Annotated in this window: 24 protein-coding genes; 8 read left to right on the top strand and 16 right to left on the bottom strand. The window is 46.6% G+C overall.

The window, feature by feature from the left end:
• Positions 1-45 precede the first annotated feature (45 nt).
• A complete protein-coding gene (locus tag LVQ76_RS13510) occupies positions 46-438 on the top strand; it encodes a KPN_03583 family lipoprotein (RefSeq protein WP_232921851.1) in 393 nt (130 codons plus the stop codon).
• Positions 439-540: 102 nt separating this feature from the next.
• Here LVQ76_RS13510 and LVQ76_RS13505 read toward each other — a convergent pair whose 3' ends face one another.
• Positions 541-942 (bottom strand): Spy/CpxP family protein refolding chaperone, encoded by a 402-nt coding sequence (locus LVQ76_RS13505; RefSeq protein WP_232865430.1) that lies wholly within the window; start codon positions 940-942, stop codon positions 541-543.
• A 324-nt stretch (positions 943-1,266) separates the two neighbouring features.
• Between LVQ76_RS13505 and LVQ76_RS13500 the strand changes: the two genes are divergently transcribed.
• Entirely contained in the window at positions 1,267-1,650 is a 384-nt protein-coding gene (locus LVQ76_RS13500; protein ID WP_232865429.1) for a hypothetical protein, read from the top strand.
• A 340-nt stretch (positions 1,651-1,990) separates the two neighbouring features.
• Here the strand turns inward: LVQ76_RS13500 and LVQ76_RS13495 are convergent, their stop codons facing one another.
• On the bottom strand, positions 1,991-2,533 hold the full coding sequence (locus tag LVQ76_RS13495; RefSeq protein WP_232865428.1) for a YfaZ family outer membrane protein: 543 nt from the start codon (positions 2,531-2,533) through the stop codon (positions 1,991-1,993).
• Between the two features lie 178 nt (positions 2,534-2,711).
• Positions 2,712-3,341: a helix-turn-helix domain-containing protein gene (locus tag LVQ76_RS13490; protein WP_232865427.1), complete on the bottom strand. Its 630-nt coding sequence runs from the start codon at positions 3,339-3,341 to the stop codon at positions 2,712-2,714.
• A gap of 323 nt (positions 3,342-3,664) precedes the next feature.
• On the opposite strand from LVQ76_RS13490, the gene LVQ76_RS13485 reads away from it, so the two are divergent.
• From LVQ76_RS13485 to LVQ76_RS13470, 4 genes are all read left to right on the top strand, one after another.
• Entirely contained in the window at positions 3,665-3,994 is a 330-nt protein-coding gene (locus LVQ76_RS13485) for a DUF3302 domain-containing protein (RefSeq protein ID WP_232865426.1), read from the top strand.
• Positions 3,995-4,010: 16 nt separating this feature from the next.
• Complete coding sequence (locus LVQ76_RS13480) at positions 4,011-5,150, top strand: HlyD family secretion protein (protein WP_232865425.1); 1,140 nt, start codon at positions 4,011-4,013, stop codon at positions 5,148-5,150.
• Between the two features lie 25 nt (positions 5,151-5,175).
• A complete protein-coding gene (locus LVQ76_RS13475) occupies positions 5,176-6,087 on the top strand; it encodes a DMT family transporter (protein ID WP_232921850.1) in 912 nt (303 codons plus the stop codon).
• Positions 6,088-6,165: 78 nt separating this feature from the next.
• Positions 6,166-7,131: a GGDEF domain-containing protein gene (locus LVQ76_RS13470; protein WP_232904707.1), complete on the top strand. Its 966-nt coding sequence runs from the start codon at positions 6,166-6,168 to the stop codon at positions 7,129-7,131.
• Here LVQ76_RS13470 and yghX read toward each other — a convergent pair.
• The 6 genes from yghX to LVQ76_RS13440 form a co-directional block, all read right to left on the bottom strand.
• Entirely contained in the window at positions 7,128-8,015 is an 888-nt protein-coding gene (gene yghX, locus LVQ76_RS13465) for a YghX family hydrolase (protein WP_232921849.1), read from the bottom strand. The two genes, LVQ76_RS13470 and yghX, sit on opposite strands and share 4 nt — an antisense overlap.
• A 65-nt stretch (positions 8,016-8,080) precedes the next feature.
• Positions 8,081-8,968: a DMT family transporter gene (locus LVQ76_RS13460; RefSeq protein ID WP_051880769.1), complete on the bottom strand. Its 888-nt coding sequence runs from the start codon at positions 8,966-8,968 to the stop codon at positions 8,081-8,083.
• A 162-nt stretch (positions 8,969-9,130) separates the two neighbouring features.
• Positions 9,131-10,651, bottom strand: a complete 1,521-nt coding sequence (gene gadC / locus LVQ76_RS13455; protein WP_232921848.1) for a glutamate/gamma-aminobutyrate antiporter — start codon at positions 10,649-10,651, stop codon at positions 9,131-9,133.
• A gap of 64 nt (positions 10,652-10,715) precedes the next feature.
• The gene (gene gad / locus LVQ76_RS13450) at positions 10,716-12,107 is read right to left on the bottom strand and encodes a glutamate decarboxylase (protein WP_370639854.1); all 1,392 of its coding nucleotides are present in this window, start codon (positions 12,105-12,107) and stop codon (positions 10,716-10,718) included.
• Positions 12,108-12,151: 44 nt separating this feature from the next.
• Positions 12,152-12,454 carry an acid-activated periplasmic chaperone HdeB gene (hdeB, locus tag LVQ76_RS13445; RefSeq protein ID WP_064515517.1) on the bottom strand — a complete coding sequence of 101 codons (303 nt, stop codon included), beginning with the start codon at positions 12,452-12,454 and terminating at the stop codon, positions 12,152-12,154.
• Positions 12,455-12,469: 15 nt separating this feature from the next.
• Positions 12,470-13,072 (bottom strand): HdeD family acid-resistance protein, encoded by a 603-nt coding sequence (locus LVQ76_RS13440; protein ID WP_232904710.1) that lies wholly within the window; start codon positions 13,070-13,072, stop codon positions 12,470-12,472.
• Positions 13,073-13,303: 231 nt separating this feature from the next.
• Here LVQ76_RS13440 and LVQ76_RS13435 point away from each other — a divergent pair, with 231 nt between their 5' ends.
• On the top strand, positions 13,304-13,936 hold the full coding sequence (locus LVQ76_RS13435; RefSeq protein ID WP_134186175.1) for a YfdX family protein: 633 nt from the start codon (positions 13,304-13,306) through the stop codon (positions 13,934-13,936).
• Positions 13,937-13,999: 63 nt separating this feature from the next.
• Here the strand turns inward: LVQ76_RS13435 and LVQ76_RS13430 are convergent, their stop codons facing one another.
• The 5 genes from LVQ76_RS13430 to LVQ76_RS13410 all read right to left on the bottom strand — a co-directional run bounded on the left by LVQ76_RS13430 (position 14,000) and on the right by LVQ76_RS13410 (position 21,437).
• Positions 14,000-17,209: an ATP-binding protein gene (locus LVQ76_RS13430; protein ID WP_370640079.1), complete on the bottom strand. Its 3,210-nt coding sequence runs from the start codon at positions 17,207-17,209 to the stop codon at positions 14,000-14,002.
• 37 nt (positions 17,210-17,246) lie between these two features.
• The gene (gene evgA / locus LVQ76_RS13425) at positions 17,247-17,861 is read right to left on the bottom strand and encodes an acid-sensing system DNA-binding response regulator EvgA (protein WP_232865416.1); all 615 of its coding nucleotides are present in this window, start codon (positions 17,859-17,861) and stop codon (positions 17,247-17,249) included.
• A 535-nt stretch (positions 17,862-18,396) separates the two neighbouring features.
• Entirely contained in the window at positions 18,397-19,722 is a 1,326-nt protein-coding gene (locus tag LVQ76_RS13420) for a PTS sugar transporter subunit IIC (protein ID WP_064515507.1), read from the bottom strand.
• The gene (locus LVQ76_RS13415; RefSeq protein WP_232921846.1) at positions 19,722-21,113 is read right to left on the bottom strand and encodes a glycoside hydrolase family 1 protein; all 1,392 of its coding nucleotides are present in this window, start codon (positions 21,111-21,113) and stop codon (positions 19,722-19,724) included. The genes LVQ76_RS13420 and LVQ76_RS13415 overlap by 1 nt, the downstream gene beginning before the upstream one ends.
• Before the next feature lie 9 nt (positions 21,114-21,122).
• A complete protein-coding gene (locus LVQ76_RS13410; RefSeq protein WP_232921845.1) occupies positions 21,123-21,437 on the bottom strand; it encodes a PTS sugar transporter subunit IIB in 315 nt (104 codons plus the stop codon).
• A 476-nt stretch (positions 21,438-21,913) separates the two neighbouring features.
• On the opposite strand from LVQ76_RS13410, the gene LVQ76_RS13405 reads away from it, so the two are divergent.
• Positions 21,914-22,051 (top strand): SymE family type I addiction module toxin, encoded by a 138-nt coding sequence (locus LVQ76_RS13405; RefSeq protein ID WP_232921844.1) that lies wholly within the window; start codon positions 21,914-21,916, stop codon positions 22,049-22,051.
• 39 nt (positions 22,052-22,090) lie between these two features.
• Here LVQ76_RS13405 and LVQ76_RS13400 read toward each other — a convergent pair whose 3' ends face one another.
• A complete protein-coding gene (locus LVQ76_RS13400) occupies positions 22,091-22,465 on the bottom strand; it encodes a hypothetical protein (RefSeq protein ID WP_232921843.1) in 375 nt (124 codons plus the stop codon).
• A partial coding sequence (locus tag LVQ76_RS13395; protein WP_232921842.1) for a VENN motif pre-toxin domain-containing protein occupies positions 22,465-23,366 on the bottom strand: 902 nt, incomplete at its 5' end. The genes LVQ76_RS13395 and LVQ76_RS13400, both read right to left, overlap by 1 nt.

The raw sequence follows: 23,366 nt of genomic DNA, 5'->3' as shown, positions 1-23,366 counted from the left end.
AGTTGCCGTCTGAATTATTCAGTGAGCAAACTGCAAGGAAATATCGTGTTAAAAAAATTCGTACTCGTATTCACTTTCGTTATTGCCGGATGTGCCAATCCAGGTGATGAGACGGTTGAAGCCCTAAATACCCTCGAATTCCATCCCGGCACGATGTCTCCAGCTATTAATAGCAGTCCGGAAGAATTGCAAACTTTGCATACTTCTAATAAGGAGGTGATTACCCGTCTCACCACAGAAATAAAAGCGGCACGGGTCGATAACCTCAGAAGTGTAGATGTTTTTGATAATCGCTATGGTATTGATGATGTTTTCCAGGCGCTGACTCGGCTCGAACAATTTGATGAGCTGAATAACACTTATCTAAAAGATCAAAACAAAGATGGGTTAGTGCAGATTGGCAAAGCCTTAAAACCAATAAAAGAGAAAACATCCTGAGCCAACTAAAATTGGTGGATGTCGCTTACGCTAGTCCACCTACCAACGACTTACCGTAGCTCGGATAAGCGATGCTCCATCCGACTCTCGTTCACTCAATAATCAGTAAAGTTGCTTCTCAATCAGCATTTGCTGTAACTGCTTTTTTTGTTCCGTGGTTAACACCTGGCTGACATTAAACAGGTACTTTGCTCGCTGGTAGCGCACCTTACTCTGAATATCACCGATGGCATTAAGCTGTTTCTTCGCTGCGCTATCATCCCAGACGCCAGAATGGAACATATCAACAATCGCATCTTGTGTTAAAGCATCGGTATTAATTTTGGCGATCTCTTTTTGCGTATCTTCACGCAGTGCTTTTACCTTCTGCGTTTGCTCTGGTGAGAAATTTAATTGCTTCGCCAATGAATCCTGCGGCAGCGTTTCTGTAGCAGAAGATGCAACAGCCATTCCTGAAAAAGCCAGTGCCGTAATCAATGTGGCAATTTTAAATACTTTCTTCATTCTATACCCTTAAACATAGTGTGTATTAATAGCATCTGAACGCCCACATTATTAACGCAGTAACAACATCATTAGAAATCATTAGTTATTTATTTTTAAACAAACCAATTAATTGTATTTAAAAGTTTATTATTATAATAAAGGTTATACGTCACATGGAGTACCTAATGCTTATCACACAAATTATAACTTTGTTCTTATTCGTATTTTTGCAATGGGTTATTGTCAAACGTACCGGACTGAAACCCTGGGTTTCACTTTTATTACTACTTCCGCTAATCAATTTGTTCGTATACTTTTATATCGCAACTGCACGCTGGCCAAATGAAAAAAACCAAAAATGTCCAGATTGAATCAAGTGAACAACTACATCGCAAAGAAAAACAGAACCGTCAAGGTTGGCTGGCAGGGTTATTTTCATTACTGTACACTATATTTGCGGTGATATTTAATGAATACAGTAATTATGTTGAATTGAAATACCTACAAACTCCTGTTGAGTTTTTAGTTATTGCACTACTCACCTATCTTATTTTTATCAAGAGCAAGATTGGCGCAGTGCTTATGGTTATTTATTTCGCCACACACAAGATAATACTATTACTTTCTGGGCTTTATTTCTCAGTAAGTAACATCATTATCGATGTTGTTTTGTTTTACTGCTATCTTACTGCGGCCCGCGAAATTAATTTCCCATACAAAACCTAATAAAAAGCCACACTATGTTGCCATAGTGTGGCTGCTGAGCACTAACTATTTGATTATTACTTACATAGCCTACATCCTTATTGGCTATAAACAGCATAGAACCATTTTCCTCAGTACTCAATTATCTTTTTATTTAAAAATAAATGCTGCATTATGGATAAAAAAATACCCGCCGGACAGGCGGGCACATTGTATTGGCGCAATAAAGCACACAAACAACATTAAAAAATATCTAATCACTCGGGATTGATAATATCAATGAGACTTGATGCATCAACAAAATAATTTTAATGCGCGATTTGTTATCGGGCAATTGTCTTCGCATATAAAAATAAATTGATCAGAAGTTGAAATTAACCGCAGCGTAGCCCCCATCGGCTAAGATGTTATCGCTATGACCATCTTTTCCCTGCATACCCACATAGCGATATCCACCTTCAACTGACAGCGTTGGGTTAACTTTCCAGCGAATGCCTGCGTTCGCTTCCCCATACTGGTCAACCCCACTGGAGAGTGAATCAGGCGAATAATATGCATCACCAAACAGACTAAAATGATCACCAAGTGGAAGTTGCGCGCCACCGCCAACGGCTACGGCATAACCCTCATCACCATCACTCGGATTGAGGTACAGTGTTTTCCCACCCAATGTCACCAAAACAGACCCAAGCGGTATATTCCAGCCCATTCCCAGACTGGCAATATCACCATCATTATCGTTGTGCGCCCAATTACCATTGAAGGTAAAACCCGGTTCGTTTGCACCAAAACTCATTCCAAGATTAGTCCAGTCGGCACCAGCCTCACCGTGAAATGCCACCGCATTGGCATTCGTTACTGCAAAGGTGTTGAATACGATTAACGCAATAAGAGTCTTTTTCATCATAATCCTTGAAATCACTGCAGGGAGATAACTCTATGGTTTTGATATTTCAGGGACGGATGGTATTCAGACTCCCAGGGAGAGGGAATTTGATTTTTGTTTAATTTTAAATAAAAGAAGATTGGGCGAAAATTATTTCGCCAGTATTTTTAGTTATTAGCCAGAATGTAAACCTGCCTCAGAATTTCTCCGGCAAGTTGATCACCGCCAGTAAATACCCACCACGCTTAATATTGATGTACCCGCCGTTTTTTAGCGCAAACATTACATTCAAAATACTGCTGCGCGATAAGTGAGTTCTTTCCTGAATGTAATCAAGAATGGAAGTTCTCAACCGCGAATCTTCAGGCAGGCGGTTCATTTCAATAAGATGGCCTCGAATGATGGAATAGGTGCGTTGCTGCACCACCACAGAATCGCGATAGAAAAGATGGGTAGTATAATAAGCGAGTATCACCGCAATATCTTTCCACATCCCTTCCTGAGTAATGATTTCATGAGCAAGGCTGGCATCAAGACGCAGCATGGTGCATTCAGTTTCTACACGCAAAATATGGCTGCGTAATGGCTGGATGCTTTCTGCAATACCAAACAGATTCTGGCCAGAGACCGTAGCGATAACCAGGCCATCAGCCGCCCGCAAGACAGAGATCTCGCCTTGCTTGAAGATATAAAATTGCGGGATCTCTTTATATTCCCAGTTTATCCGTTTACGGGGAATCACCTCCATCGGTGTTCCGTGGGGTTCGAGGATGGCAATCAGACGCTGGATAGCGGATTCCGGGCGGGTTGGAGGAGAGATAGTCATTATTTTTCCTGAAATTGCTCACTGTATGCACAGGTTCCTTGAAGTATATACCACGCCAACGATCTGGCTGGGTGCGCTACATTGCGGTGTTTGGCTTATAGATACAACCGTGTTTATTAAAACTAAAACAATATTCAGCAACATTCTTACAACTATTTCCATGATGCAAAGAATTGTAATTTCCAGGTTTTCCTCTTGCACACTATTATGGCTTTGTGCAATTGAATATTTATCCTCTATTTATTTTTAAACAAAATAAAAGTGGAGCGATACTCACCTTATCTTTAGTGTCTCCAGACATTTTCTCACGGGGGCACCCATCTATGTTTCTCGATTACTTTGCCTTAGGCGCACTTATTTTCGTGGCACTGACGCTCTTTTATGGCGTTATTGTTGTACACGACATCCCCTATGAAATAGCAGTACATCGTAATCATCCCCATCAAGATGCTATTCATGCAGCAGGGTGGGTAAGCCTATTTACTTTGCATGTTTTATGGCCGTTCCTGTGGATCTGGGCGATGTTATATCGTGAAGACAGAGGCTGGGGGTTTGCCGTCAAAAATAATGAAATGGAAATGCTACGTGAAAGGTTACTCCGGCTGGAGTCCCTGCATGAGAAAAACCAAAGCAAGTCATCAGTAACCGACTAATTGAGCAGGATTCATTGTGGATTTATTACTCATTCTTACATATACCGCCATTTGCTTCGGTATATTTAAATTCTTTAAAATTCCGTTAAATAAATGGAGTGTGCCTACCGCTGTGTTGGGTGGCATTATTCTTATTGGCTCGTTGTTATTATTAATGAATTATAACCATCCATACACCGAACGAGCCCAGATGGTTACCGTTACGTTACCCATCATCCCCGAAGTGCAAGGCGTCGTGGTAGAAGTAACCGCCAATGCCAATCAGAAGATGAAAAAAGGGGATTTCCTATTTCGGGTTGACCCCACTGCCTATGAAGCCAAAGTCGAAGCAATAAAAGGTGAGATAGAAAGCGCTCAGCAAAATGTAGAGATGCTCAAAGCACGCCTTGCTTCCGAAAACGCCGATATCGCACAGGCAAAAGCAGAGCGCGATTTAGCCTTGAAAGATGCCGACCGTTACCGCAACGGCAGCCGGGACAAACTGAAAAGCCCATTTACCGATCAAGAAGTGGTTCGCGCACAGCAGACGTATCTGGCCGCGCAAGCACAGTGGCGATCTTCCCTCTCAAAGAGAGATCAAACAGCGGCACAGCTTGATGCCATGATAAACGGTGAAAACGCCACGGTTTACCGGCTGAAAGCAAACCTCAAAGAAGCAGAGTACTTCCTTGCAAAAACCGTGATTCGCGCGCCGAGCGATGGCTACGCGACACAGCTTTTGCTGAAACCCGGTATGTTCGTGCGCCCTTTGCCGCTGCGCCCGGTGATGGTGTTCGTTCCGGATCAAAAAACCAGTGTTTATGCCGTATTCCGCCAAAACTCCGCCTTACGCTTAGTCGCAGGCGACCAGGCCGAAGTGGTATTTAATGGCCTGCCCGGCAGTGTCGTGCAAGGCACTGTAAAGCAAATCCTCCCCGCGATCGCTAACAGCAGCTATCAGGCGCAAGGCCATCTACAAGGCTTGAGCCTTGACCCGAAACTCGACGGTATCTATGCGGAAATTGAGCTGAAAAACGTTGCCGATGTTCAAAGGCTACCCGCAGGAACCATGGGCCAGGTCGCAGTGTATTCCGGTTATTTCGAGCACGTTTCCATTATTCGCAAAATCCTGCTGCGCATGACCAGTTGGATGCACTATCTCTATATTGATCATTAATTTAAGGTAAGAAAGGGAGCCACCCATGCAGAAAACAAAAATGTTTATTCTCTTCGCCATCGTTATTCTGACGTGGGGAACAACCTGGCTTGCCATGAAGTTTGCATTGGTCAGCATGCCGCCGATATTTGCCACCGGGCTGCGCTTTTTAAGTGCAGCACCCCTGCTGCTATGGCTGCTGCATATTACGCGCTCATCATTGTTATTCCCGCCTGGGCACCGGTTCTTCCAGTTCTGCGTGTTCCTATTTTGTTTCTGCCTGCCCTTCACGCTGGTGATTTACGGCGAACAGTACGTTAACGCCAGCACTGCCGCGATAATCTTCGCCGGAATGCCCGTCGCCGTGCTTCTGATTTCTATTGTGGTACTCAATGCCCCTACCAGCCTGTTGCAGCTAATGGGCGCAATGCTGGCTATGCTTTCCCTGTTTTGTCTCTTGCAGGAAGAGTCCAGAAACAGTCTCAGTAATAACTGGAAAGGCGCATTTGCTGTCGTAGCGGCCGTCACCATGCATGCTTTTATGTATGTGCAATGTAAGAAGCGCAGTTGCCAGGTTTCACTTTTCACGTTTAACGCCCTGCCTTGCCTGGCTGCTGGTTTACTGCTCACATTGACTGGCGCGGTAGTGGAAAAGCCGGAAATTGAAAACATCACCTGGTTGTCTTTTTCTTCGATTCTTTACCTGGGCGTCGTGGCTAGCGTATTCGGGATCTTGTGTTATTTCTCGCTGCAAAAACGCATTTCGACTTTTAACACCTCTTTGGTATTTATCTGCTTTCCCGTTATCGCGGTCATCCTGGAATGTGTGGTGATGGGCAGCGTATTTTCTCAAACATCGTGGATTCTGCTCGCGGGAATGTTATGCGGCGTGTTGCTGTCCGTCATTCCAGTAGAGAGAGAAAAAATGGCTACAACAGCAAAACGTTTGTGTAATTAGCACGATTTTTTCATCGCCATATTTACAAGTAATTAATAGCTGTTAAGAATGTATATTATTTACTCATAACTGTGGTCAATGTCAGAAGAGATACTCAGGCAGCAGATTCAGAACCTTAAAAAACACAATGCCCGACTCAAAAGAATTGCACACGACTCTCGCAATAAGCTCAGTGCAGCACTGGACGGGACAGGCTTATGTTTATGGCAGCTCGATGTGCCAAGCGGAAAGTTGGTTATTTTCAACCGTCGTTGGGGTTCCATGCTGGGCTTTCAGCCCAAAGAACTTAGCGCTCATTTTGATGTGTGGCGTGAGCACCTGCATCCTGAAGATAAAGAGATGGTGCTGTCCGCGTTTTATAACCACCTCGAAGGTAAAGCGCCATTTTATGAAGCACTGCATCGCATGCAGGCGAAAAATGGCACCATCACATGGGTGCTGGATCGGGGTCGAGTGACCCAATGGAGTGATGATGGGAAACCGCTGAAAGTGACCGGCACCCACATTGATATGACCAAAGAAAAGCAGTACGAGCAGCAACTGGCAAAACTCGCCAATCACGACCCCCTCACAGGCCTTGCCAACCGCCACGCGCTACAGGCGCAGTTTGATCTGTTAAAAAAACTTGGCCCACTTTCGATAGCATTTATCGATCTCGATGACTTCAAAAACGTTAACGATACGCTGGGCCACCGCAGCGGTGATGAAGTGCTGTTGCAACTCAGTCAGCGCTTGCACGAATCCTGCCCGCCAGAGGTCACCATTGGTCGCATTGGGGGGGATGAATTTATCCTGTTATTGCCATGGTCGCTGGAACATTCCGAGGTAAACCACATCGCCAGGTGCTGCCTGGATGCCGCCATCACCCCGTTCGAATTAGGTAATGGCGCCGCTAAAGTAGGAGCATCTATTGGGGTGAATGAATCCTGGGCGGATGACACTTTTAATAATGCAGTTATTCGCGCCGATGAATCGATGTACTTGATTAAACGCACCGGCAAAAATGGCATCGCCTTGGGTGCCAGGATTATTATTCAGTCTTAAACCAGGTATTTGCGGAACCAATCAATGGTTCTCGTCCATGCAAGATCTGCCGCGGCTTTGTCGTAACGCGGTGTCGAATCGTTGTGGAACCCGTGATTCACGCCGGGGTAGATGTAACCTTGGTAGACTTTATTATTGGCTTTCAGAGCCGCTTCATAAGCGGGCCATCCCTCATTTATGCGCGAATCGAGCTCGCCATAATGCAGCAATAAAGGTGCTTTGATACGCGGTACATCCTCAGTTTTTGGCTGGCGACCATAGAACGGTACGGCGGCTGCTAATTCCGGGTAAGCGACCGCTGCGGCATTGGCCACTCCTCCTCCGTAACAAAAACCGGTGATACCCACTTTTCCCGTGACCGCATCGTGATGCATCAAAAATTCTATCGCGGCAAAGAAATCATTCATCAGTTTGGTCGGGTCGACCTGGGATTGTAGCTCGCGGCCTTTTTCATCATTGCCAGGATAGCCGCCAACCGAACTTAATCCATCAGGAGCTAATGCAATAAAACCCGCTTTGGCAACGCGCCGCGCCACATCTTCGATGTAGGGATTAAGCCCACGGTTTTCATGCACCACGACCACCCCCGGTACTTTGCCCACGGCTTTTGACGGACGCACCATGTAGGCCCGCACTTTGCCGTGGCCCTGCGGACTTGGGTATTCGATATATTCAGCGACAATATCTGGGTCGGTAAACTCCACTTGCGTCGCAAAGGCATAATTTGGGGTCAGCAATGTACCGAGTGCCACAGCCGAAAGGCCACCAACAACAAATTTCCCCGCCAGATCGAGAAACTCGCGTTTGCTGATTTTGCCATGTACATAAAAATCGAAGTATTCGAGTAATTCAGGAGGGAAATCTTTTGCGGTAAGTCTGGTCATTTGCAGGCCCTTTATCGATAAAAGATAGATAAATAATGGCCTGCATTTAATGATTTTGCCTGGTTCTAATTTAAACGGGATTTCACCACGTTAACCCGCCAAATCCCGAAGCACACCAGCACAAGCGCCAGCGCATAACGCCACTCAAGAATGCTCTCTTGCAGGAAGATTGCCGACAATACCGCACCGGATACCGGGATCAGGAAGTTAAATGGTGCAATCATGCCCACACGGTTATGTTTGAGCAGCAGGCTCCATAGTGCAAACGCCACGGATGATAACAGCGCCAGGTAACCCAGAATGGCCACCGATTCCCAACCATGAAACGCAAGCGTACCGCCGCAGGCATAGCCGCCAGCCGTGAGCACAAGGCCACCAATTGCCAGTTGCCAGCCGGTCATAATCGTCGCATCCATGGTTTGCGAAATACGCTTACCGTACAACGACGCGGCAGAAAGAATAAACGCCGCCAGCACCACGAAACCATCGCCCATCAGGCTGAAGCTAAAGTCCATCAACTGGCTGTTGAAGTTCACCACCATCACACCGGCAAAACCGAGCACGCAACCCACGACTTTGTTGATGCTGAGTTTGTCGTTTTGGTAGATAAAATGCGCCAGTAACACGCTAAAGAAAGTACCGGTGGCATTCATAATTGAGCCTTTAACACCGGTGGTGTATGCAAGGCCAATATAGAAGAAAATGTATTGAATTGCGGTTTGCGTGACGCCCAATACGGCCAACTGGGAATACTGCTGGCGCGACAAACGAGCAATCGGCTTACCCTGTAAAAACGCAAATGCCAGCAACAACAAACCAGCAATTACAAAGCGGTATCCGGCAAAGACAATTTTGCCAGGCAGGTCGTCCGTCGCTATCTGAAATATTTCATAGCCGTTTTTAATTGCCGGGTAAGCACTACCCCATAACAGGCAACAAAAAGCGGCCCCCATCCATGCGATTTTCTTATTAGTAAACCGTGAAACGTTATTACTCACGCCTCTTCCCTTAACCAAAATTAAACTGTCGTTTCAGAATCGACCATTATCCTTCAATAAAGAAAAATAGCGATAGCGCCATCCACACTTTGCGCGGTGGATGGCACGACGTTTAATTTAAGGCTTAGGAAGATGCGAAGGACGCGCTTTCGGATGCACGGCAAAGTGCCCTTCTGGCGCATTATCGACTTTCACATGAACCAGATCCGGAGCGTGACTTTTAATGGTTTTATCGCGGAACAGATAGACGTTAAACGGCAGAATAAACACCAGTACAAAGCAGACAATCAGCAGACCGCCATACACATCGTGGGCGTGGGCACCGGGAAGCGAACTTGGCGGAATAAATGACACAATAAACGCCAACACCGACACCACCAACCCTGAACAGGCGATAGCCAGTTTCACTGGTTTCCCACCCGGAACCTGGAAGGCACGTTTTCTGTCACGCTGCTTACGCACCAGTTGGATATACCCCAGGAACAACATCAGATAACTGCACAGATAGATAACTACGGTGAGTGACAGAGCCACGAGGAATGACATATTGCTACCGCCGCCAGTATTGGTCAGGACAATCAGCGCAATGGAAGTGATGATCAACTGAGAGATCACCAGCGCTACAGGTACGCCGTTTTTATTCACTTTGGCAAAACGCGCAGGCAGCAGACCTTGTCGTGCTGTCACTAACATGCCGCGAGAAGGGCCGACAATCCACGAAGCAATCTCTGCTAACACACCCAACATCAGCAATGCCGCAATGACACGCACCGCCCATTCAAAACCTGGGCCGTAATAACCAATCAACGTACTAAATGCCTGCATCACCCCAGCGGAGAGGTTGATTTCATCATGCGGAATAACCGCCGCGACCGACAGACCGCCAATCGAGCTAAGTACAATGGCGGCAATCACCAACAGAATCATCGCCAGTGGGTAATCACGCGCCGGGTTGGTCATCTCATTGACGTGAGTCGCTGAAGCTTCAACGCCCATATAACTGAGCACAAACGCCACAAACACCACTAATGTGCCAATTTGTGAAAAATCAGGGAAGAAAGTCGCAGCCGACATTTCAATTGCCAGCGGTTGGCCGTTATACAACCAGGCTACAGCCAGCCCCACCAACACGATTGCCGGGAATAAAATCCCAAAGAAGAAACCCGCTTTAGCAATACGCGCGGTGTAGCGTGTACCTTTAAATTGTGTCAGAGCCAGGCCCCATAAAATAATCAGGGCTGCGATGGTTTTCACTAGCGGATCGGTATTTAGCGCAGGCCAGTTAAGGATGTATGAGAGCGCGCCGAGCACAAAATAGAGCATCGGAATAAAACCGATGGCGATTTGCAAATAACTAAAGGAAATCGCCGCAAACCCCCAGCGTTCACCAAGTGTATTGGAAACCCAGGCAAATAAACCGCCCTCCTCCCAGCCTTCAACGGTTGCCATTTCAGCAGCGCACAAACCAACGGGAATAAACCAGAAAACCCCGCCCATCAGCAGGAAGAAAATCAGGCTAAAACCGGAAGTGGCAAACGTTGGATATTCATAAACTGCCATCACCATTGAGGCAGTAATCGCGAAAAAACCAAGCAAAGTCAGTGACCTTGCTGGGGAATTTGTCGTTGTGGTGGACATAAGTCTCTCCGCATCCGCAAGCAGATGCCTGCGGATGTTTTTGGTTAATAGATAAGAAAGTGTCTTATGCGTGATTGAAGCCACCCGCTTCTTCGGCAGTCAGCGAATGCGTAACCGGATTTTTCTCCAACGCCTGAAGAGTGCGTTTCAGATCGGCAATCAGCAATTCAGCCAGGTCGGTACTCATTCCGTGACGAACCAGGATGCGTTGCACCACTAAGTCTTCACGATGTGTTGGCATGGAATAAGCCGGCACCTGCCAGCCACGGCTACGTAGGCGGTCAGCCAGGTCATACAGAGTGTATCCATCATTCTGATGGTCGGCTTTCAGCGCCCAGGTTAGCGCCGGGATACCGTTCAGGTGGTTGCCGTCAAAAATAATCTCGAATGGGCCAATCGCGGCAATTTCTCGAGCCAGATACTGCGCAGTCTCGTAACAGGCCATGTGAATTTTGCGATAGCCTTCGCGGCCCAGGCGCAAGAAATTGTAATACTGCGCGACAATTTGCCCACCAGGACGCGAGAAGTTCAGCGCAAAGGTCGGCATATTGCCGCCGAGGTAGTTAACGTTAAAGATAAGCTCCTCTGGCAGGTCCTGCTTTTCACGCCATACCACCCAACCGGCACCAAGTGGTGCAAGACCAAATTTGTGGCCAGATGCGTTAATGGATTTCACACGCGGTAGACGGAAGTCCCAATCGATTTCCGGTGCGCAGAACGGAGCGAGAAAACCACCGCTTGCGGCATCCACGTGTATTGGAATATCCAGCCCGGTTTTCTCGAACAGGTCATCGAGCGCATCGTGAATTTCTTTCACCGGCTCGTACTGGCAGGTGAAGGTAATACCCAAAGTCGGCACCACACCGATGGTGTTCTCATCGACATATTTCAGTGCTTCTTCAGCCGTCATCATCAGGCGATTACCTTCAAGTGGCACTTCGCGCAGCTCAACATCAAAGTAGCGGGCGAATTTGTGCCAGCAGATTTGTACCGGGCCACACACCATGTTTGGTTTATCAGTAGATTTCCCGGCCAGTTCACGGCGTTTGCGCCAGCGCCATTTCAGCGCCAGGCCGCCAAGCATCGCGGCTTCAGAAGAACCGATGGTTGAGCAACCGAGCGTATCGGTGGCTGCTGGAGAATGCCAAAGGTCGGCGAGCATATTCACGCAGCGCTGTTCCAGTTCAGCGGTTTGCGGGTACTCGTCCTTATCAATCATGTTCTTATCGATGGAGAGATCCATTAACTGGCGAATCTCATCATCCACCCAGGTCTGGCAGAAGGTCGCCAGATTCTGGCGTGAATTGCCATCAAGCATCAGTTCGTCATGAATGGCATGAAAAACATTACGTGGATTGCTTTCTTGAACCGGGAATTCGTTTTTTGGCAGTGAAGTGGATAATTCTACAGATGCATAAACATCGTCATTTTCATTTTCAGCGGGTTGAATGAGCATAGTCATAATTAATCCTTTTCGTATCAGATAAATTTATTATTCAGTTACTTTAGGGCTGGAGTTATTTCACCCAGTTTGGCATGCGGTGTTTTTTGACATTGCTTGAATATTTTCGGCACCGCTACGGTTTCGACTTCATGCCAGTGAACATAATCGCCACCTTTAAAATCGGTATTTCTATTGACTACCCAAAAGGCGATTGGCGTCATGGATTTCGGATTCATATCCATAAACTCCTGACAAGTCATATTTTGTGGCGTCGTTTCTTGCTCTGCAAAAGCAGAATTAATAGAAGTAGAAAGAGCCGCAGCAGCAATAATTATCGAGATACTTACTTTAATATTCATAAATTATTCCAGTAGTTATTTTGAATCTTTTGACGCCAGTCGTTTAGGTTGTGCCAGCGCCAATTTCTTACGCAAAGAGATAAAACTCCCGGCGCTGAAGATCATCTCCAGGCCAATAAAAGCAGTGGTGAATAGATAAGACTGCTCAGGGTTCATGCCCAGCCATATGGCGGCAATCAGCAGGTCAAAAATACCGATAAAAATGTTCCAGACAGCCCCGGAACGCCCGCGCATGGTGAAGCCAGAAACGATGCGTGAAACGCCACCGATAATGAACAGACAACAAAATATTATCGATAGAGAATTCATCCCAACCATGGGATTGGCGACGAAGCTGTAACCCAACAACAACCAGGCTAGAGCGAAAATCGCACTGACAAATTTTGATTTCCAGTGCTGTTGGCGAAAGACAACCAGGCAGTAAAGAGTATAAAAGCCGCAAATCATAAACATCATGCCAATGATATAACTGAGATACAGTCCTGACATAAATGGATAGATAAGACAGCAAGCGCCACATATAAGCAGCAGCACCGCCATGACCAGAGCATGTTTTTTATAATAAAGACGAGAAGCTTCGCTCAGTGCCTTCATTCTATATTGGTTAAAGATGAACATATTATCTCCGCCGTAATTTCAATGATTGAAATGGTAGTACCCACCTGGCTGCGGAGTAAATAAGAGTGAAGAGTCATTGTTATACGCTGAGTCTGACATCTGTCTGTCTCATCTGACATATGTCAGACTCAGCTTGCATTATTCATTCGGCGCTCTGATTTTCATTGTGATACTTATTTTTTATTCTGGTGGCGTTTGGTGATGAACACCTATTTTATTAAGGAGAAGATAATGAAAAAATTAATTCTGGCAGGTCTGTTGGCAACCATGATGAGTTCTGCACCTGTATTAGCAGCAGCGACTGCAACCCCAGCACAGACCGCTGCGGCAACCGCACAAATCCAAAAAGAAGCGGCTGATGTAATGCAAGTTGCGGTTCAGGGTGCCAATGCAATGCGTGATATTCAGTTTGCACGCCTGGCGCTATTCCACGGTGAACCCGCCAGCGCGAAGAAATTGACCGACGACGCAGCAACTTTGCTCAAAGATGACAGCGCTGACTGGAAGAAGTTTGTCAAAACCGACGCCAAAGCGAAAATGATCGACGATCAATACGTGATCATTAACGCAACCGTAGCGCTGTCTGAAGACTACATTGCGACTCCAGCAAAAGAGACCGCCATCAAATCTGCTAATGAAAAACTGGCAAAAGGTGACCAGAAAGGTGCGATGGATACCTTACGTCTGGCAGGTATTGGCGTGATGGAAAATCAGTATCTGATGCCACTGAACCAGACCCGTAAAGCGGTTGCTCAGGCCAAAAAACTGCTGGCAGACGGTAAATACTACGAGGCGAATTTGGTACTGAAAGGTGCTGAAGACGGTATCGTGGTTGATAGCGAAATGTTCGCTGCCAGCAACTAATCTGCGTTTGTATTGAGAGTGCACGCGGGGAATGGTCGGGCATAACTGCCCGACCATTCAATCTCAGTGGCTCATCAAGCTCTCTATCTCCACCTCGATTTCCCGCATAACTGTCGCAATTTCCTCTAACGCCTCCCGCCGCTCCTCAAGGGGTAGCGAATCATAGCGACGTGACTCAAAGGGTTCACAAAGTTTCTGCAAAGCAGTGATTTCCAGTATTTGCGCTGAGCCATGTAGACGATGTAGCGCATGCAAAAACATCTGCGGTTCATCTTCTTCTATTGAACGCACAGCAGCCTGCAAATCATTTGCCGAAGCTTCGCGGAAGGTATCCAGAATTTCATTCATCAACTTCCGATCACCCCCAGTATTCGCGGTCAAAATACTGAGTTTCAAATGCCGGGTAACGCAAGGCATTGAACGGCCAATATCAAGTTTGCTGAGCTCATGGGTCAGCGTTTGAATCGATACCGGCTTAAACAGGCACTGATTCATCCCACTTTCCAGACACTGTTCGCGTGACTGAGGCAAGGCACTGGCAGTAAGCCCCCAGATTTGCAGCCGCTGATTTTGACGACGTAACGACGCCGCCAGTTCAAGGCCATCTTTTTTTGGCATATTCACGTCAGTTATCAACAAGTCGTACTGCTTGCTGAGGATTTTGGCTTCTGCCTCCTCACCATCACAAGCCTCATCAACATTGAAACCAATGGTATTTAACTGCCGTTTGAGTAGCAGCCGATTAGTTGGATTATCGTCTGCAATCAGAATCGACAAGCGCGGCAATGGCGACAGTGCCGCAGGTGTATCGCGCGTTGGCGTTAGCGATTGTTGAGCCGTTTCAACCGCAAGCGTTATCGTAAAAGTGGTACCCAGCGACTGGCGGCTGTTCATTTCAAGCGTACCTCCCATCAGCGTGACCAATTCTTTACAGATAACCAATCCCAAACCAGAACCCGTCTGTTCGCGTCCCTGACGTGCCTGAACATAGCGGTGAAATAACGTTTCCTGCTCTTCCGGGCTAATCCCGCAACCGGTATCGCTTACCGTAATCACTAACGTGCCGTGTTTATCCATTTCGGGGATCAGGCGAGCAGACACCTGAATATGCCCTTGTTCAGTAAACTTCAGCGCATTACCGACCAAATTGGTGAGGATTTGTCGCAAAGCCTGCGGATCGACCAGCACCCGATCATCGGCAGCCAAATGGCTAACGCAGCGCAACGTAATACCCTTTTGCCGTGCCAGTGCATCAAACGAGTGACATTGCAGGTCGATAAGCTGAGTTAAATCAGTCCACTGTGGAGCAATTTGATATTTACCTGACTCAATTTTATCGACATCAAGGATCTTACCAATCAACCCCAGCAGCGATTGTGCCGTCGCCCCGGCAAGCGCTATCGCCTCTTTGCGTTGGCTGGAGCTGAGATCCGAACTCGACAGCAATTCTAAGAAACCCACAATAGAACTGACGGGGGTGCGTAACTCATGGCTCATACTCGCAAGGAAACGACTTTTCGCTTTAGTGGCCTGAATCGCTTTATCTTTTTCAGCCTCCAGTTCGTGAGATAGTGCCTCTTTAAGATGCAGCTGCTCTTCGAGTTGGCGCTGTGATTGCTTTCTTTTACGCACTTCACGCGAAAGCGATAGCCCCCATCCCAGGCTGATGGCGATAAGCATCAGCGCGAAAAGAACCAACTGATAGAACTGTTTGCTGTAAAGGCTCCAGGTATCAATCTGCACGCTGGAAATCTTCGACCACTTCTCCGTCATTTGCAGAATTTCGCGCGGAGGAATGGCTTGCAGCGCTTTGCCTAAAATAGACTTCAGTTCAGGCTCATCGCGCGCCATCGCAAAACTAAGAGCCGCGCTGGGCATACCTGGCAGCCGGGTATAGTGCATATTTTGCGGATAATAATGGTCAATCATGTAACGAGCGGAAAGCTCGGTGGTTATCGCCGCATCAACCTCCCCCTCCTCAACCATTTTCATCGCCACTTTGACATTATCCGTTTCAACCCAGGTCGCCTGCGGGAAACGAAGCTTGAGGTCGTGCGTCAAAATATGCCCCGCTGCCACGGCGATACGCCGGGGTTTTGCCAGCATTACGTTGGCATTTTCTCGGTGTGCGGTAACCAGTACGAAAGAGACATTCATCAACGGGTCGCTAAAAGAAATGTATTTCTGTGGCTGATTACTAAGGGTGGCGGCTGGGATCATATCCCACTGACCCGGCACCATTTTTTCAGCCATTTCCTTATTGGAATTAACGATAACTGGCTGAAACTCAAGGCCGGTTTGCAGTTGGACGATATTGAGCAAATCCGCCATGATGCCACGCAGCTCGCCGTCATGATCGATAAGCGTAAACGGTGGGTAGTTTGGATTCACCAGCACGCGGATTTTAGGGTGCTTTTTAAGCCAACTCTTTTCCTCACTGCTGAACGGAATCGGGGTATTCAGGTAAGAAAGGTTGCCGCGATTTAGCCAGTTCTGCATGACCCGCATATGGGTTTCATTGCTAATTGCGGTAATAAAACTTTCAAGGATGTTTCGCAACAGCGGCTGATTCTGGCTAGTGACAAAATAGTTATATTGTTCCTGCTTGTTAAAGTAGTGCGTGATAACCAGTGATTGTGAGAAATATTTCGAGATGCAATTACCGGTGGTGACATTATTACCAATAAAATATTGGTTAAGACCTGACATCACGGACGACAGCGCCTGATAGTCGCTATCATAAAAGGTGATTTTTGCGTTAGGAAAAGCCACCTTAATCACATCGAGAAATGAACAATCACGTACACAAGCAAGGGTGACTTTTTTATTTGTTGCCAGCGGCAGTAAGGTGTTTTTGAGGGAGGTGACCAGTGTTGGCCAGGTCTTGATCAACGCTGAGGTTCGCAGCAAGTCGCTCCCCACTTCCTCGCGCTGAGATAACTGCGTGAGCAGAGTATCCACTTCGTTTTGGGAGAGCGCTGCCAGGGCTTCTTTTTCGCTATCGTACTGTTTGATAGCGACTTTAACATTCAGGTTTTTTTGTAATAGCGCGAGATAATCAGCATTAACACCCTGATAATGTTCGCCACCACTTTCATAATCTATCGGGGATACTTCCGGCAGCCAGGTGCCGACTGTCAGAGTATTATTCCGTGCCAGCCAGCGCGACTCATCGGCACTTAAACGAATATCCAGTGCCGATGGTTGATAATTACTTTTCAGCTCAATTAACTGAGAAGCACCGTAGGCTGAAAAAATGTTCAAGAAAAACATTGCTGCCAGATAAACATATAATAGAAACCGCATCTTATTACCCTATTTTATTTCTTTGCGCATAATCATAAAGTTCCATTAATGAGGAACAATCTAACTTTTCCATTAAGCGACTTTTATAGGTGCTGACAGTTTTATTACTGATATTCATTTTGCTGGCAATGGTCGTGTAATCAATACCATTGAGAATATAGCGTAATACTTTCATTTCCTGAGTAGATAACGTATCCAGCTTGTCCTGTTCTGTCCTCGCGGCACCGCTGAAGCGCTCGAGTGAGAATGGGAAATAGCTGTAGCCATTTTTTGCAGCCTCGATAGCCGCGAGGATATTATTCATGCCCTCTTTTTTGCTAACAAAGCCGTTAGCACCGCATTCAGCACTGCGTTTACCGTAGAACAATTCATTCTTAGCAGAGATGATAATAATGATGCCCACGTAGTGCCGTTTACGTAGCTGTTCCAGCACTTCAATGCCGCTGATGCAGGGAATATCAACATCGATAATTAACAGTTCAGGCTTTAGTTTCTCGACGGTTTGTACCGCATACTCACCACTGTCGAGCTCAGTGGTGACCGTGATACCGTTGGTATCGAGCAAGTTTCGAATGGCTATGCGCGCCAAAGGGTGATCGTCAACGATTATCGCGTTCATTGCGTTATAAAATCCTGGTGTAGAAAAGAATAGCGAGGCCGGTAATATTATTACGTTTAGAGGTGAATCTGAGTTAGATTAAATTATAACTTGCCCGACCAAGTGTTCTAAAATATTTACATCATGAGTAAAAAACCAACAGAAAATCAATTTTATTGATTTAATCTACCTTTTTAATAAATAGGTTAATCCTAATTCATACCCTAAAAAATTCGTTTTGCAGGAAGGCGGCAACGCAGTGAATCCTCAGGAATTTACTCAAGTAAGTGACTGGGGTGAGCGAGGAAAGCCAACGCACATGCAATTTGAAGTATGACGGGTATAGATGATGTCGATCATATTTTTGATTACATGCGTAGGAATAGGATTTCAATTATTCAGGCAAGGTCTTAAATAAAAGTGTTAATTATTTCAATATTATCCCCCCATCCTTTCCCATTGGGAGAGGATGGGGGCGGTACTTAAAGATTAGTTACGGCTGTCCATTACACCGTGAGCTCTTCAGCCCGCTTTCACAGAAAATGAGCAGGGTGTTTTAGGCATTCGCCAGCTGTTTCGCCTTCTCTTCTTCTTCGCGCTGTTGCTGCTCGGTTTCCAGCATCTTCTTCTCGTAAACCTTGAAGAATGGATAGTAGATAGCCAGTGAAATAAAGAAGCAGACGAACACCAGCCCACAGGCGACCAGATTCCAGTTTGAGGTGATCAATGCCCCTAACGGAGCAGGGATGGTGAATGGTGGTTTCACCATCATGCGCGGAATAATTCCGGTGATGGTAAACAGATACACCACTATGGTGTTTGCCATCGGCGCAAGAATAAAGGGAACAGCCAGAATCGGGTTCATCACAATTGGCGCGCCGAAAATCATCGGTTCGTTGATGTTAAACAGCCCCGGAATAAAGGAGAGTTTCCCCAACGATTTCAGATAAGCAGCTTTAGAACGGATAAACAGCACAACTAGCGCAAGCGTCGAGCCAGTTCCACCCATCTGCGCATACCACTGGAAGAACTGCTCGGTGAAAATATTTGGCAACTCGTAAGCACTGGTTCCCGCCTGGAACATCTCCATATTCTGCACAATCGCCTGATCCCAAAGCGGGCGAATCAGTGGCCCCATTACCGCATGGCCATGAATACCGAATACCCAGAACAGATCGATAAAGAACTGCGTAACAATGCCGCCAAACAGATTCGTACCGGTCATAAACCCTTTGAGCGGCATGATGATGTAACTGATGATGGCATTAATATCGATATTCAAAAAGTGACGCGGGATCCAGAAGATCAACACTACCGCGAGTGTCGGAAACAGTGCTGAAAACGAACTCGCCACCACTGGCGGCACGCCCTCTGGCATTTTGATTTCAATATTTCTGACTTTAATAAAACGGTAAATCTCGATAGCAATCAATGATGAAATAATCGCGCCAAACAGCCCCTGAGAACTTAGCGACGTAATGGGAATATAACGCCCGGAGACCGCGTCTCCGGCAACGGTAATGCCTTCTTTGATATTGACGGGCACAATCATCAGCAAGGTCGCCAGCATCGCCAACAGCCCGCTGGTAATATCGTTGAGCTTGTAACTTTTACCGAGGAACGAACCGATAGTAAAAGCAGCATACAGCGACATTAATCCCACAGTAAAACGGAACGGCACATCGAGCATATCGCGATACGGCGCGATGAAATCCATATAACCTTTAATCGGGATGTTGAGCAAAATAACGAAGAATGACCCGACAATAGTCAGCGGTAAAATTGAGATAAGACCATTACGGATTGCCTGCATATGCCGCTGGTTGCCAATCGCATTTGCCACCGGCAGCATTTTTTCAGCCAGTCTTTCAAAGTAAGACATTATTTCGCCTCCTCGAATCCGTTGTTTTCAATCACAGCCTTGAACCACAGGCCTGATTTTTTAAGCGAACGCTGCTGAGTCTCTAAATCCAGACGATAAAAACCGTAGCGATTTTTATAAGCGTTTTGCCATGACCAACAGTCGATAAACGTCCACATGTGATAACCCAGACAATTGCTGCCATCCACCATCGCCTGATGCAAATAACTCAGATGCTCTTTGAGAAATTCAATCCGGTAATCATCTTGTACCTGACCATTCACCATGAACTGTTCTTCGTCAGAAATACCTATCCCGTTTTCCGAGACAAACCATGGCAAATTGCCGTAACGGTCTTTAACCACCATCGCGATGTCATAAAGTGCCGCAGGATAAATCTCAATACCACGCGAGGTATTCATCCTGCGCCCCGGCATAATATATTCTTCAAAAAACCGTTCTGGCATAAAACCATGCGGTTCTTCAAGCAGGGTTTCACGCGCTTTAACACGGCGCGGGCGATAATAATTTATCCCCAGTAAATCGATACGCGTGTTGGCAATAAGCTCACAATCACCAGGCTGAATGACCGGCAATTGATCGTATTCTTTCAAAATGGCAATCAATTCATCCGGGTAGCGCCCAAGCAAAATCGGCTCGTTAATACTGCGGGTATAAAACAGATCGGCCATTTCTGCGGCGTGTAAGTCCTCCGGCGCATCGCTGCGTGGATAAACCGGAATAACATCCATAATGATGCCAATCTGCCCGGCAATATTGAGCTCGCGCCAGGCGGCAACCGCTTTGCAATGCGCCAAAACAATATGATGGAGTACTTGCGCAGCACGGCGGAAACTGGTCACGTAAGGATAATGGCGAGGATGCAAATAGCCCGCTTCAGCAGGAATTAATGGTTCGTTAAAGGTGAACCAGTAGCGCACCCGGTCGCCAAAAAGCTCGTAACAAATCCGTGCGTAGCGGGCAAACGCATCCACAACCTCACGGTTTTCAAAGCCACCTTTTTCCTGAAGTGCCATAGGCATATCGAAGTGATAAAGGTTAATAAACGGCTCGATGCCCTGAGTATTGAGCTCATCAATCACTGCGTTATAAAAATCGACTGCCTGAGGATTAATTTCCCCGTCACCATCAGGGATAAGGCGTGACCAGGAAATTGAAGTACGAAAGGAATTCAGACCAATATCTTTGGCGCGTTGAATATCTTCCCGATAGTTCTGGTAAAAAGTTGAGGTATCGTCAGCCGTTACGCCACCGAAGAAGCGTTCGTTAAAATTATGTGAGGCATAATCCCAAATATTTTCGCCTTTGCCATGTCCGGCCTGATGCCCTTCGGATTGTGTTGCGCTGGTTGCTGTACCCCACCAGAAATTCTCAGGAAAACGATATTTCATGACCCATCCTTATTGTGCATTTTTTAATAAAGACAGGGCCTGATCCAGCACCTTATCGCCCTGCATTGAGCCGTACTGCATCATATCAATCGCCGCCACTGGCACGCCGTGTGGCGCGGCTGCGCTGGATATACTCTGTAGCTGGAATTTCACCTGTGGCCCAAGCAAAATGACATCAGCGTCCGTGATGATTTGGTCAAAATCAGACACCGGCACCGCCGTAATTTCTACTTCAATATTTCGGCTGGCAGCGGACTGTTTCATTCTTTCCACTAACATACTGGTGGACATTCCAGCAGCGCAGCATAAAAAGATCTTTTTCATCACATCTCCCTGGTGTAATAAGCACGATTACCCGCAGCATGCGGCAAAATATATTCTGAGGAGTGTGGGAAAAAGCAGCAAGTGAGGCGCAACACAGAATTGGTTTTATTGTCTGGTACTTTTGCGGCACTTAATGACACAAGGCATAAATTAGTGATTACAAACAGAAGGATAGCACTGTTACTTTTCATAAAATCATTGAAATTTAATATCTAAATTTGCGACATAATAAGAAAAACTTCTACGTTTAGATATATTTCAAAACCAGTGTAAATGCTGCTTTTAAAGCATATTGTTTTCATCAGCAGCCTTCCCCCGAAATATACCCAAAATAATTCAAGCTGCAGGACAAAAGGCTTCAGCCTTTTAAACAGCGCTTGCGCTGGCCCCTTCGGGGCGAGGCTATGCCGGGTAAAGCAGTGACACAGTGACAAATCGTCTACATCACTATCTGGCATGTAAAACGCGCCACTAAAATGACCACGTATTTCAGCAGTACACCCAGCCAGCACCTGAAGGGCGACTGGCTGGAGGAGGCGGGGTTCGGTACAGATACGCCGGTTACCATTGCTGTTGAACGGGGGCAACTGGTGATCCGGCTGTTAGCTGAGTGACAGGTAAAAAAATCCCGGCTCGGTGGCCGGGATCAATATTTATTGCCCGAAATTTTTCCACGCTACAGCATGCTTATTTGATTCACTTCCTAGATGCTGCTGGATATACCCCCACTGTTCATCATTTCCATCTGATGCGGTCACTAGAGATTCAACCAAACCAGTAGCTACAGCTGTGGCTAGTTCATCGTCATCTGATCGCATGCCATCCTCTATATGTTGAAATAATAATGTTTTCTCAACCTCACTAAGTACATCAAACTGTTTTACATAAGCTTTACCTATAGTGGAAAACAGTAAGATTAGCGGTGCTTGCTCAGGCAACCAGTACTCCACACATTGATAAACTGCATTCCTTATAGGCTCTGATCGCTGAGTAAACACAGCTACATAATCATTTATTGACTTTTTCATTATTGACCCTTAAGAGCATTCTGCATGTCTTTAAGAACGTTTTCTGCAGCAGCTTTATCACTTGTAGAAGCCTGTGGATTTTTATTCAACCAGTCTTGTAGGGCTTTTGAATACGTTTCCGCCTTTTCAATATGACCCCTTCCGCCGACTTTTTCTCCGGTTGCTATTTCGTATCTGACTGCATCGGCTGTACTCCCACTTCCGATCTTAGCGTTTGGCCGATAAAGATCGTCGATTATATTGCTAAGATTCTCATCTTGAACATTTGGTTTTTCCATTGATGCGCGTAGAGAATCGACATATTTTTCATACTCTGCTCGATTTTCGGGATTTGCAGAGGACTCACTATTCCGAGCATTTTCCTCATCCTCCGGTTCCCAGCCGCCAGGTGTTCCCGAACTCGTCCCACCAAGCTCAGCCTTTTCCGCATCCGTCAGATCTTTACCCACATTCGGCGCACTGTCACTTTCAGCTTTTCCCTGATTCTGCGCCGCAATCACCGCCATCAGTACACACACATCGCTTGCAAGACATCCGGCACTCAGTCCCTGCTTAACCGCTTTCGTCAGCGCCAGTGCCGCTACATCATTCGCGTTCGTGCTGCCGGCTTCTGCCAGTGCTGCTGAAGCCAGGGTCTGTTGCGCCATCATTTGCTGGAGCATCCCGATACTCGCCATATTATTACTGAGTTCGTTCTGCCCTGCCTGAGCACCTGCAACAACACTGCCAGTGCTGTCTCCCGTGATACCTCCGGCCAAAGCAGTTGCCAGGGTTCCCAGTCCTATCAGCGTTTGCTTTTGCTGCTCTGTCAGTTGATCTGTCGGAATATCACCAAACAACGCATTTTTAATCGCTTCCCCTGCCAGCGCTGTCGTTCCTGCTCCGGCTGCACCCGCCAGAC

It is taken from the genome of Buttiauxella cochleicola (assembly GCF_021283185.1).
In the GTDB taxonomy this organism is placed as follows: Bacteria; Pseudomonadota; Gammaproteobacteria; order Enterobacterales; family Enterobacteriaceae; genus Buttiauxella; species Buttiauxella massiliensis.
This window is presented reverse-complemented; position numbering and strand designations above follow the sequence as displayed.